Source organism: Streptomyces sp. NPDC001380 (genome assembly GCF_042895785.1).
Lineage (GTDB): Bacteria > Actinomycetota > Actinomycetes > Streptomycetales > Streptomycetaceae > Peterkaempfera.
Window position 1 is genome coordinate 1 of the sequence record NZ_JBIAWP010000020.1, and the last position, 12,196, is coordinate 12,196.

At 77.3% G+C, this 12,196-nt stretch carries 6 protein-coding genes and 2 pseudogenes; 5 read left to right on the forward strand and 3 right to left on the reverse strand.

The features are described 5' to 3' along the window. Together ACFY07_RS22185 and ACFY07_RS22190 are read right to left on the reverse strand one after the other, a co-directional pair. A pseudogene (locus tag ACFY07_RS22185) lies at window positions 1-335 on the reverse strand (carbohydrate ABC transporter substrate-binding protein); the annotation flags it as partial. A gap of 398 nt (window positions 336-733) precedes the next feature. Next, entirely contained in the window at window positions 734-3,718 is a 2,985-nt protein-coding gene (locus ACFY07_RS22190) for an FtsK/SpoIIIE domain-containing protein (protein ID WP_390870908.1), read from the reverse strand. A gap of 564 nt (window positions 3,719-4,282) precedes the next feature. Here ACFY07_RS22190 and ACFY07_RS22195 point away from each other — a divergent pair. The 3 genes and pseudogenes from ACFY07_RS22195 (at window position 4,283) to prfB (ending at window position 9,843) form a co-directional block, all read left to right on the forward strand. Continuing rightward, a complete protein-coding gene (locus ACFY07_RS22195; RefSeq protein WP_390870910.1) occupies window positions 4,283-6,226 on the forward strand; it encodes a protein kinase in 1,944 nt (647 codons plus the stop codon). Window positions 6,227-6,392: 166 nt separating this feature from the next. Beyond that, window positions 6,393-7,658: pseudogene (locus ACFY07_RS22200) on the forward strand (serine/threonine-protein kinase); the annotation flags it as partial. 1,075 nt (window positions 7,659-8,733) lie between these two features. Continuing rightward, on the forward strand, window positions 8,734-9,843 hold the full coding sequence (gene prfB / locus ACFY07_RS22205) for a peptide chain release factor 2 (protein ID WP_390870912.1): 1,110 nt from the start codon (window positions 8,734-8,736) through the stop codon (window positions 9,841-9,843). A 139-nt stretch (window positions 9,844-9,982) separates the two neighbouring features. On the opposite strand, the gene ACFY07_RS22210 is transcribed toward prfB, so the two are convergent. Then, entirely contained in the window at window positions 9,983-10,177 is a 195-nt protein-coding gene (locus tag ACFY07_RS22210) for a hypothetical protein (protein WP_390870914.1), read from the reverse strand. Window positions 10,178-10,523: 346 nt separating this feature from the next. Here ACFY07_RS22210 and ftsE point away from each other — a divergent pair, with 346 nt between their 5' ends. Next, on the forward strand, window positions 10,524-11,213 hold the full coding sequence (gene ftsE, locus ACFY07_RS22215) for a cell division ATP-binding protein FtsE (RefSeq protein ID WP_230745571.1): 690 nt from the start codon (window positions 10,524-10,526) through the stop codon (window positions 11,211-11,213). Between the two features lie 21 nt (window positions 11,214-11,234). Then, window positions 11,235-12,143, forward strand: a complete 909-nt coding sequence (gene ftsX / locus ACFY07_RS22220) for a permease-like cell division protein FtsX (RefSeq protein ID WP_390870917.1) — start codon at window positions 11,235-11,237, stop codon at window positions 12,141-12,143. The last annotated feature ends 53 nt before the right edge of the window (window positions 12,144-12,196 follow it).

Genomic DNA, 12,196 nt, shown 5'->3' on the forward strand with positions numbered 1-12,196 from the left:
CCGGTGGGCACGTACGTCGCCGTCGCGCCGGTGCGCTTCGCGAAGTCGTCCAGCACCTTCTTGAACGTCGCCTGCTCCGGACCCGTCCAGATCGCGGCCACGGAGAGGGTCTTCCCGTGCAGGTCGGGGAGGCTGAGCGCGGACGACGGCGCCGTCCCGGCGGCACTGGGGGCGCCGCTCCCCCCGGTGCCTCCCCCGTCGTCGCCGCCGCTGCTGCTGCAGCCGGCCGCCGTGAGCGCCAGGGCCGTGGCGGCCGTGACCAGCAGCACGGTCCGGGTGCGGCCGCCGGTACGGCCTCTGGCGCGGCCGGCGTGCGGACGAATCGTTCGGTTCATGACAGGCTCCTCCCGTGGCCCGTACCGCGGCAGCGCGCGGCCGACGGGAGTGGCGTCGGCGCTGACGCGCGGGAGCGGCGCGGACCGTCGCGTCCCCGCACGGTCCTACGCCGGGGCCGGGGCCGTCGCAAGGGCGCGCACGGGGGCTCGCGCCCTCCGTGACCCGAACGTGACGCCCGGCCCCAGGGGCCGTGCGCACCCGACCTACCCCGCCGCGGCGGGATCATGCCCCCGCGGCGGCCCGCCCGCTCCACCGCCCGCTCCACCGGTCCGCGCCGCCCGCCCGTGCCGTCCACCCGCGCCGCCCGGAAGGCGGGCTGACGAGCCGTCGGCCCGCGTCGGCGCCCGGCAGGGGGGCGCCGGCGGGGGTGGACGGCCGTGGCTGCGGGCCGCGGGGGTCAGACCAGCGGCGGTGCCGCCGCGGCGCCGAGGGAGCCCGCCGCGCGCTGGAGGGCGCTCGCCAACAGGGCCAGGTCCGTCGGACCGTTGCCCAGCTCGCGGACCGGCCGCCGGCCGGGCGGCGCCCCTGCCTGGGACCAGTCCAGCGCCACCACGGTCGGCCGCAGCGTGGCCGTGCGCGGGATGCGCCCGCTCACCCGGGCCCCCTGGAACGCCGTCACCCTGCCGTCGGGCAGGCGCAGGTAGCCGCGGCCGGGGGTGTCCTCCCCGAGCGCCGCCGCGTCCTCCACGTGCACCAGTAGCCGGGAGAGGTCCGGGTCGTCGGTGCGCAGCGCGATCCGCAGCAGGGCCGCCTCGTCCACCTCCGTGCCCGCGGTCCGCTCCGGGCGGCCGGTGGAGACCGCCAGGTGCACGCCGAGCCGCCCGCCGCGCACCGCGACGGCGGCCAGCGCCCGGCCCAGTGCCGCGCGTGCCCGCGCGGACGGGTCGGCGGCCGCCCGTCCGGCCCCCTCCCCGCCGACCAGGGCGTCGACGTCGTCCACCACCACCAGCAGGCGGCCGGTCGGGGCCTGGGCCAGGGCGGCGGGTGCGCCGGCGCCGTTCGGGGCGCCCGCGGACGCGGCCACCGCCCGCACCGGCCCGGCCGCCGTCCGGAGGGCGGCCCGGTCCCGCTCGCGGCCGAGCCCCGCGCCCGCACCCGTGCCCGGTCCCGTGCCGGGGTCGCGGCCGTCCGGGGCGGTCCGCTGCGGCACCAGCCGCACACCGCCGGCCGGGCGGCCCGCCCCGGCGGCCCGCAGCATCCCGTCCGCGTACCAGGCGCCGAAGTCCCGCCCCCGCAGCAGCTCCTCGCGCCGGTCCAGCTCCGCCAGCAGCGCCTCGGCCGCCTCGGCCGTGCGGACCGGGTCGACGTCGGCGCCCAGGTAGGTGGAGACGTGCGGCAGGTCGGTGCAGGCGTACAGCCCCAGCGCCGGGTCGGCGGGCTCCCGGCCCTCGATGACCACGACCGACAGCCGGTCGGGCCGCTCGGCCACGGCCAGCGACGCGACCAGGGTGCGCAGCAGCTCCGTCTTGCCCGAGCCGGGGGCGCCGCCGACCAGCAGGTGGGGGCCGCCGGAGAGCCCGGGGCCGAGCAGTTCGCGGTCGGCGAGGTCCACGGTGCACCGGCCGTCGCGGGCGGTGCCCAGGACGGCGGGGGCCGGGCCGGCGGTCGCGGGCGGCTCGGCCCAGCGTCCGGAGATCTTGGCGGGGGTGACCATGTCCAGGTCGAGCAGGTCCAGCAGCCGCAGCGCGGCGGGCAGCGGGCCGCGCGCGGCGGGTGCGGACTCCCGCAGCGGGGCCAGCGCCCGGGCCAGCCGCTCGGCCCAGGCGGCGGAGACGGCGTCCAGCGCCACCCCGTCGACGGTCTCGCGCCGCGGCCCGGCCGCTCCCCGCACCGGCCGCTCCACCCGCAGCTGGGTGCCGACCTCGCCGCCCACGACGGCGGTCGCGCCCAGGCCCGGCGGCAGCCCCCCGGACTCCTCGGCCAGGGCGAGCACGTGCACCCCGGCGGCCGCGCCCCGAGCGGCCAGCAGGGCGGCGTCCCGCCGGGCCGCGTCCGAGCCGGGGTCGCCGTCCAGCACCAGCACCGCGGCGGGGCCGCCGTGCCGTACGGGCCCGTCGAGGCGGGACGCCAGCTCGGCGAGGCGGGCGGCGGCCTGGACGGCGTCCAGCCCCACCAGCAGCCGGCACTCCTGGCCCTGCGACGGCCGCAGGTGCGGCAGCCAGAACGCCCAGGACCACTCCTCGGTGCGGGCCTCCGCCGGGCGCCCCGGATCGGCGCTGACCAGGACGACCTCCAGGGCCGAGGGGGAGTGGAGGGCGGCCAGGCGGGCGACGGCGGCGCGCGCCAGCCCGGCGAGCCGGGGCCGCGGGCCGGCCAGGCCCAGGCTGCCGGCCGCCCGCAGGTCCACGGTGACGGGCACGGCGGGGAGCACCCCGCCGTGGTCGGCGGGCCGGTCGGCGGTGCCGAGCCGCAGCGCGAGGAAGCCGGGGTGGCCCGGCCCGCGCTCCCACAGCAGCGGGCCGCGGTCCAGGGCGGCGAGCAGCAGCGCGGCGGGGTCGGGCTGCCGGTCCCGCAGGGCGGCCGCCTCGCGGGTGCGGGCCCGCGCCCGCTCCTGGGCGGCGGCCCGGCCGGCGGTGCGGGCCTCCTCCGCCGCGCCGCGGCCGCCGCGGCGCAGGGTGTCGCCGATCCGCCGCAGGCCGCGGCCGAGGGCCGGCTCGGGGTCCGGATCCGGTGCGGCGGCGGGGGCCTGCGGCGGGGCGCCCGGTGCGGCCGGGGGCCGGTGCGGCGGCGGCGGGGCGAGCTGCAGGTGCCCCTGGCCGTCGGGGGTGGCCGGGCGCAGGGCCTCCGCGAGCGGTGTGCGCGCCGCCAGGACCAGGGAGGACTCGCCGACCCGCAGCAGGCCGCCGACGGGCACGGGCACCGGCTCGGCGCCCACGGGCGCGCCGTCCAGGGTGGTGCCGTTGGTGGAGCCGGGGTCCGCGGCGGTGACCCAGCCGTCGGGGGAGACGTGCAGCTCCAGGTGGAGGCGGGAGACGTCGGGGTCGTCCAGGGGCACGTCGGCCTCGCCGGAGCGGCCCACCCGGACCCGGCCGGGGTGCAGCAGGTGCACCCCGCCGGCGTCGGGGCCCCCGGCGACCCGCAGCTCGGCGGCGGCCGGGCCGCCCTCCGCGCCGTGGCCGGCGGCGGGCCCGTCGACGGAGAGGACGGCGCCGTCGACCAGCGGGGGGCTGCCCAGCGGGGTGCGCTCGTCGAGCCGCTGCGGGCCCGCGTACAGGTGCACGTGGGTGGCGGTGCGGCCGCCGCGCACCCCGACCGCGCCCGCCAGCGCCCCGGCGACCGCGCCGAGGGTGGTGCCCGCCGGCGCGGTGACGAGCACATCGGCCGCGGGCCCGTCCGTGGACGGCCCGCCGCGCGGCCGGAGGACGGTCAGCCGGATCTGCATGTCGTCCGCGGTCCCTTCTGGTCGTGCGGCGCTGCCCCGTCGGCACGGCGCAGGCCCTCATGACCGCCCGGACGTGGCCCGTGGGCCGGGCCGCCGCCCGCCGCGGTGCGGCGGTGCGGAGCGGCGCCTCCAACGGGCTGCTCCCGCACGGGTGGTGGCAGCATCCTCCCACCCGCCACGGACAGTACGCGGCCGGTACCGGATTTGATGATCTTGCGACCATTCTCACGCGGTGCTTCACGTGCTGTTCGAGACGCCGGCGGTCCGGGGGGCCTTCTGTTCGAGGACCGGCGCCCCGGGGGCGGTGGCGCCGGGGCGCGCCCCGGGGGACGGCCGGACTTTCCCCCGGCGCACGTCAACCGGAACGCGCCCCCGTGCGTCCTGGTACCCGGGCGGGCGCGCGACCGGACCGGCCCGGCGGCCCTCGCGGGATGCCGGGGAGAACGGCCCGGTCCCGGCCTTCCCGCGGCGTCGGACACGGTTAGAGTTGCCGGGAACACGGGCCGCCTCCGCACTCGCCGAGTGCGCCGGCCCCGCGGAGTCGGCACGGCGAGGAGCGCACCAGTGCGTCCGGTAGGCAGCAAGTACCTGCTAGAGGAGGCGCTCGGACGGGGCGCCACCGGCACCGTCTGGCGCGGCCTGGTCCGCGACGACGCGGCCGTGCCCGGCACCGTCCCGGGCCAGCGGGTGGCCGTCAAGGTGCTCCGCGAGGAGCTGGCCAACGACCCGGACGTGGTGATGCGCTTCCTGCGGGAGCGCTCCGTCCTGCTGCGGCTGACCCACCCCAACATCGTCCGGGTCCGCGACCTGGTCGTCGAGGGCGACCTGCTCGCCCTGGTGATGGACCTGGTCGACGGCCCCGACCTGCACCGGTACCTGCGCTCCCACGGGCCGTTCAGCCCGGTCGCGGGCGCCCTGCTCATGGCCCAGGTCGCCGACGCCCTCGCCGCCAGCCACGCCGACGGGGTCGTCCACCGCGACCTCAAGCCCGCCAACGTGCTGCTGGCCACCGCCGCCGACCCGCGCGGCGGCGAGCGGATGCACCCGATGCTCACCGACTTCGGCATCGCCCGGCTCGCCGACTCCCCGGGCATCACCCGCGCCCAGGAGTTCGTCGGCACCCCCGCCTACGTGGCGCCGGAGTCCGCCGAGGGCCGTCCGCAGACCTCCGCGGTCGACGTCTACGGCGCCGGCATCATGCTGTACGAGCTGGTCACCGGCCGCCCGCCCTTCCAGGGCGACGGCCCGCTGCAGATCCTCCACGCCCACCTCTCCCGGGACCCGGAGCGGCCGCGCAGCATGCCCGAGCCGCTGTGGACGGTGGTCGAGCGCTGCCTGCGCAAGGACCCGCGGCAGCGGCCCGGCGCCACCTCCCTGGCCCGGGCGCTGCGGGTGGTGGCGGCCGGTGTCGGCGTCCACTCCTCCCCGGCGCAGATCGACGAGGCCCTGGCGGTCGGCGCACTGCTGCTGCCGGACCCCGACCCGGCGCCGGTGCCCGCGACCGGCGCGCCCTTCGGCGGCCCGCCGGCCGGGGGCGTCCCCGACGCCGACCCGACCCGGGTGCTCGGCCGCCCCGGCGTGCCCGGCGCCGAGGACCCGACCGCGGGCGACGGCGTGCGGTACGACCCGGCGGCGGCCACCCGCCTGATGGGCGCGACCGGCGCGACCGGCGCGGCGGGCGCCGCGGCGGCCCACGGCTCCGAGGACCGCACCCGCGCCATGCCCACGGCCGGGCCGGGCCAGGGCCAGGGGTACGGGCAGGGGTACGGCCAGGGGCAGGGGTACGGGCAGGACCAGGGCGGCGGCCAGGGCGACCGCACCCGGGTCATGCCGCCGGTCGGCCCGGACGGCGGCCCGGACGGCCCTCAGGGACCGGGCGGTCCGGGGCAGGACCGGCCGCACCCCTGGCAGACCCAGCTGCGCGCCGCCCGCGACCGCAACCAGCAGACCGAGATCGGGTCCTTCGAGCCCGAGGAGATGCAGCAGCTGCGGCAGCCCCAGGTCGCCCCGCCCCCGTACCAGGGCGGTCCCCGGCAGGACGGCGGCCCCCGGCGCGCCCCCCAGGGCCCTCCCCGGGGCGGGGCCGCCCCGCAGGGGGACCCCCGCCGCAGCGGCGCGCCGCAGTACCGGCAGCAGCCGCAGGCGGCGCCCCCGCCGTACCGGCAGCCCCGCGAGGCCGCCCCCGCGCCGGAGCGCCGGCAGCCCCCCGCGCGCCGTGCCGAGCCGGCCCCGGCGCGCCGGCCCGAGCCCGCGCCCCCGCGCGAGCCCGCCCCGCGCCGCGAGCCCCGGCCGCGCAGCCGCAACCGGATGTACATCCCGGGCCTCGGCTGCCTCAAGGGCTGCCTGATGGTGCTGCTCATCCTGGCCATCGCGGCGGCCGCGCTCTGGAACTTCACCCCGCTGCCCCAGTGGTGGCAGACGGTGTACGACCACGCCCACCCCGTGGTCAAGTGGATCGGCGACCACTGGGACAGCCTCACCGGGTCGTCCTCCCCGTCCGGCCGGTGAGCGCGGCCCGGCGCCGCACCACCGGTATTGACGCTTTGTCGACTTAAGATCGGTCAACCCCGCCCGGCGCCACCCTGGCGGCAGTTCTCCGCGTACTTTGGTCGCTGACGCGTCCGCGCACCCCCTGGGGCGCCGACGCACCGAACCCTCGGCTCACGGAGCAGCATTGGCACGCAAGATCGGCAGCCGGTACACCGTCCACCAGGTGATCGGCCGGGGATCCGCAGGCACCGTGTGGCTCGGCGAGGGCCCGGACGGGCCCGTCGCCGTCAAGCTGCTGCGCGAGGACCTGGCCTCCGACCAGGTCCTCGTCGGCCGCTTCGTCCAGGAGCGGACCGCGCTCACCAGCCTCGACCACCCCCGGGTGGTCGGCATCCGCGACCTCGTCGTGGACGGCAGTGACCTCGCCCTGGTCATGGAGCTCGTCCACGGCACCGACCTGCGCTCCCGGCTGGAGCGCGACGGGGTCCTCGCCCCGCAGGCCGCCGTCGCGATCGCCGCCGACGTCGCCGACGCCCTCGCGGTCGCCCACGCCGCCGGGATCGTCCACCGCGACGTCAAGCCGGAGAACGTCCTCCTCGACCTCGCCTCCTCGCCCGGCCCCGGCGGCGCCCCCCGCGCCAAGCTCACCGACTTCGGCATCGCCCGGCTCGTCGACGCCCCCCGCCGCACCCGGGCCACCCGGATCATCGGCACCCCCGACTACCTCGCCCCCGAGATCATCGAGGGCCTGGAGCCGCGCGCCGCCGTCGACATCTACGCCCTGGCCACCGTCCTGTACGAGCTGCTGGCCGGCTTCACCCCCTTCGGCGGCGGCCACACCGGCGCGGTCCTGCGCCGCCACGTCACCGAGACCGTGCCGCCGCTGCCCGGCCTGCCGGACGGCCTGTGGCGGATCATCGCCGAGTGCCTGTCCAAGGCCCCGGCCTCCCGGCTGCGGGCCACCGAGATGGCCGACCGGCTCCGCGAGCAGCTGCCCTCCCTCGCCGGACTGCCCCCGCTGGCCGTCGCCTCGCCCGGCGGCGACCCCGCGGACGCCGCCCCGGCCGAGGAGGCCGCGCCCGAGGCCGAGCCGCCCGCCGCCCGGCCCCGGCGGCGCGGCGCCGCCGTCCCGCTGGTCCCCGGCCCGCAGCCCGACTCCACCCGCGACACCCACACCTCGCTGCGCCGCCCCAGCGCCGACGAGCTGGCCTCCTTCGCCGCCGCCTCGCGGGCCGAGCGCGAGCGCCGCGGCGCGGCGGGCGCGGCTCCCGGCCGGGCCCGCAGCCACCGCGGCCACCCCGCCGGACCCGGCTCCGTCGTGATGCGCCGCCGCCGGCTGCTGGCCGCGGTGGTCGCCGTCCTGGTGGCGGCCGGGGCGGTCGGCGCCTACGCGGCCCTCTCCGGCGGCGGCGACGACGGGAACGGCGCGGGACGGCCCGGTACCGGGGCCACGGCCACCGGCGCCGCCGCCCCGAACAACGACTCCGGCCAGGGCCGCCGCGGTCCCGGCCTGCCCACCGCGCCCGCGGCCGCCGACGCCTCCGACGCCGGCTCCGGGGACGAGACCGCGGACCTGCCCCGGTGGGCGTCCTGGCAGACCGTCCCGGCCCCGCCGGCCCCGCTGACCGGGGGCGTGCGGGCGGTGCGGGTCGACGGCTTCACCTTCGCCTTCGCCACCGACCGCGACGGCGGCGTCCGGTACATCACCCGGGGCGGCAGCAGCTTCGGCGGCTGGCGGCTCCTCACCGGCATCCACGTCACCGGCGACCCCGCGCCGGTGGCCATGTCCGACGGCCGGATCGTGCTCTTCGCCCTGGGCACGGACCGGCTGCTCTACCAGCGCACCTACGCGGGCGGCGGCTGGTCCCCGTGGATCCAGTTCGACGGCCGCACCCGGCTCGACTCGCCCCCCGCGGCCGCCGCCGACGACTCCGACGACCGGATCGACCTGGTCGCCAGGATCGGCTCCGACCTGGCCACCGCCTCCTACGTGCACCGCACCTGGAGCGCCTGGGCCACCGTGCCGACCGCCGGGCGGATCACCGGGACCCCCGGGCTGGCCGCCGGCCGCGCCGGGCGGCTGGACGCCTTCGTCGTACGGGCCGCCGACTCGGCCGTGCTCCGGGTCACCGCGCTGCGCGGCGCCTGGCACCCCGCCGAGCCCGTGCCGGGCCTCGGCGGCGGGGAGCGCGCCGAACCGGCCGTCGCCGACGACGGCGGCCTGTACGTCTTCGGCCGCGGCCCGTCGGGCGGCCTCGCCGTCGCGGCCTCGCACTCCGGCGGGCGGGCCTGGCGCACCGGCGCCGTCCCGGGCCCCGGCGCGGCCGGGCGGTACGCCCCCGGCCCCGTCGCGGAGGGCGGGCGGATCGGCCTGTTCGCCCGCACCGGGAAGGGCACCCTGCGGTACGTCCGCACGGTCTGACCAGCGCGGCGCCCCGGCGCGACCCGCCCCCGCCGGGCCGCCCGGCGGACCCGGCCGGGGTGGTCGGCGGCCGGTTCGGCCGCGGAGCCATTACGCTGGGGGCGTGGCAGCAGTCGATCCTTCCGAAGAGCTCAAGTCCCTCGAGTCGACCATGGGGTCGATCGAGGCCGTCCTCGACCTGGACAAGATCCGGGCCGACATCGCGCGCCTCGAGGAGGAGGCCGCCGCGCCGGACCTCTGGGACGACCTGGCGAACGCGCAGAAGGTCACCAGCAGGCTCTCCTTCCTGCAGGGCGAACTGCGCAGGGTGGAGACGCTGCGCCGGAGGATCGACGACGTCTCGGTGCTCTTCGAGCTCGCCGAGGCCGAGGACGACGCCGACACCCGCGCCGAGGCCGAGAACGAGCTCGCCGCCGTCCGCAAGGCGGTGGAGGAGCTGGAGGTCCGGACCCTCCTGTCCGGCGAGTACGACGCCCGCGAGGCCCTGGTCAACATCCGCGCCGAGGCCGGCGGCGTCGACGCGGCGGACTTCGCCGAGCAGCTGATGCGCATGTACCTGCGCTGGGCCGAGCGCCACGGCTACCCGACCGAGGTCTACGACACCTCCTACGCGGAGGAGGCCGGCATCAAGTCGGCGACCTTCGCCGTCAAGTCGCCGTACGCCTACGGCACCCTCTCCGTCGAGCAGGGCACCCACCGCCTGGTCCGCATCTCGCCCTTCGACAACCAGGGCCGGCGCCAGACGTCCTTCGCGGGCGTCGAGGTGCTGCCGGTGGTCGAGCAGAGCGACCACGTGGACATCGACGAGTCCGAGCTGCGGGTCGACGTGTACCGCGCCTCCGGCCCCGGCGGCCAGGGCGTCAACACCACAGACTCGGCGGTGCGGATCACCCACATCCCGACCGGCATCGTGGTCTCCTGCCAGAACGAGCGCTCCCAGATCCAGAACAAGGCGAGCGCCATGAACGTCCTCCAGGCCAAGCTGCTGGAGCGGCGCCGCCAGGAGGAGCAGGCCAGGATGGACGCCCTCAAGGGCGAGGGCAGCTCCTGGGGCAACCAGATGCGGTCCTACGTGCTGCACCCGTACCAGATGGTCAAGGACCTGCGCACCGAGTTCGAGGTCGGCAACCCGCAGAGCGTGCTGGACGGCGACATCGACGGCTTCATCGAGGCGGGTATCCGCTGGCGCAAGCAGCAGGAGGTCTCCGCCTGACCGAGGCCTCCCGCCCGGTCGCGGGCGGTGGGCCGGTGCGGGCGGTGGACGCGGCGAAGGCCCCGGGGCGGATGCCCCGGGGCCTTCGGCGTGCACAGGAGGGGGACGCCCGGCGGGCGTCGGCGGGGGTCGGGCGGGCTCAGGCGAAGGCGTGCCGCGCCACGACCAGGACGGCGATCATCGCCGCCAGCAGGACGACCAGGGTCGCGGGGGAGACGGCCGCGAACGGGTTCTGCTGCTGCTGCAGCCGTGCGCGGTTGGCCCGGCACACCGGGCACCGCCCCTCGCTCACCGGTCCCGCGCAGTTGGCGCACACCAGACGGTCGCATGTCATGCGATCTCCTCCTCATCCTGCCAACGCGCCGGGCAGCCGGTTCTGTTCCCTGTCTTCCCCGGAGACGGCTGGGAGGACCCTTCGGTTCACCCCCTCCACTGTGCCAGGTTCCGGCGCCCGGAGCCCCCCTGCCCCGCACCTTCCGGGGGCGGGCGCCGGGGGCGTGCGCCGCGCGGCCCGCAGGCCTGCGGGGCAAAGGCGGTTTTCCTCCCTTTTTGACCGTGAACTCCCCCACCTTTGCCTCGGCCGCGCCTGCACTCACCCGCGCCGTTCGCGTATGGTCCACCACCGGGGGAGCGGTGGACGCCGCTCCTGTCCTCCTAGACTGGCGAACCGTGATGCAGCCGTGATCAGATTCGACAACGTCTCCAAGACCTACCCGAAGCAGAACCGACCGGCCCTGGACAACGTCTCCCTGGAGATCGAGAAGGGCGAGTTCGTCTTCCTCGTCGGGTCGTCCGGCTCCGGGAAGTCCACCTTCCTGCGGCTGATCCTCCGCGAGGAGCGTCCGAGCCAGGGCGACGTCCACGTGCTCGGCAAGGACCTGGGGAAGCTCTCCAACTGGAAGGTCCCCCACATGCGGCGTCAACTCGGCACCGTGTTCCAGGACTTCCGCCTGCTGCCGAACAAGACGGTGGCTCAGAACGTGGCCTTCGCCCTGGAGGTCATCGGCAAGCCCAAGGGCGCCATCCGCAAGGTGGTGCCCGAGGTCCTCGACCTGGTCGGCCTGGCCGGCAAGGAGGACCGCATGCCGGGCGAGCTCTCCGGCGGCGAGCAGCAGCGCGTGGCCATCGCCCGCGCCTTCGTGAACCGGCCCATGCTGCTGATCGCGGACGAGCCCACGGGCAACCTCGACCCGCAGAACTCGGTCGGCATCATGAAGCTGCTCGACCGCATCAACCGGACCGGCACCACCGTGCTCATGGCCACCCACGACCAGGCCATCGTCGACCAGATGCGCAAGCGCGTCATCGAGCTGGACAAGGGCCACCTGGTCCGCGACCAGTCGCGCGGCGTCTACGGCTACCAGCACTGACCGCAAGCAGCAAAGGACATCATGAGAGCCCAGTTCGTCGTCTCGGAGATCGGTGTAGGACTCCGACGCAACCTGACGATGACCATCGCGGTCGTGGTGAGTGTGGCGCTCTCGCTCGCCCTCGCGGGTGCGAGCCTCCTCGTCCGCGACCAGGTCGACTCCATGAAGGGGTACTGGTACGACAAGGTGCAGGTCGCGGTGTACCTCTGCAACAAGGGGGACGCCAAGACCTACGCCTCCTGCGCGGGCGGCGCCGCCACCGACCAGCAGAAGGCCCAGATCAAGGCCGACCTGGAGAAGCTCCCGGTCGTCGAGAAGGTCATCTTCGAGAACCGGCAGGGCGCCTACCAGCACTGGAAGGAGATGAACCCGGACAACCCCCTCGCCAAGGTCGTCGGCGCGGAGGGCCTGCCCGAGTCCTACCAGGTCAAGCTGAAGAACCCCGAGCAGTACGACGTCATCGCCAGCGCCTTCGCCGGCAAGCCCGGCGTGCAGTCGGTCTCCGACCAGCGCCGCATCCTCGACAACCTCTTCGGGCTGCTCAACGGCCTGCAGACGGTGGCCTTCGGGGTGATGTCGCTGATGGTCTGCGTGGCGCTGCTGCTGATCGTGAACACCGTCCGCGTGTCCGCCTTCAGCCGGCGCCGGGAGACGGGCATCATGCGCCTGGTCGGCGCCTCCAACTTCTACGTGCAGATGCCGTTCATCGCGGAGGCGGCGTTCGCCGCGCTGCTCGGTGCGGGCCTGGCCTCCGGCCTGCTGCTCCTGGGCAACGTCTTCGTGCACTCCTGGCTGCAGCAGCGCGTGCAGTTCATCCACTTCATCGGCCTGCCCGAGGTGATGCGGGTCATCCCGCTGCTGGTGGTGATCGGCATGGCGATGGCCGCGGTCGCCGCGTTCTTCACCCTGCGGAAGTACCTGAAGGTCTGACCCCGGGGGTTCACCCCCGCACCCGCCCCAGGCGCCCCACCGGGCCCGGGCCG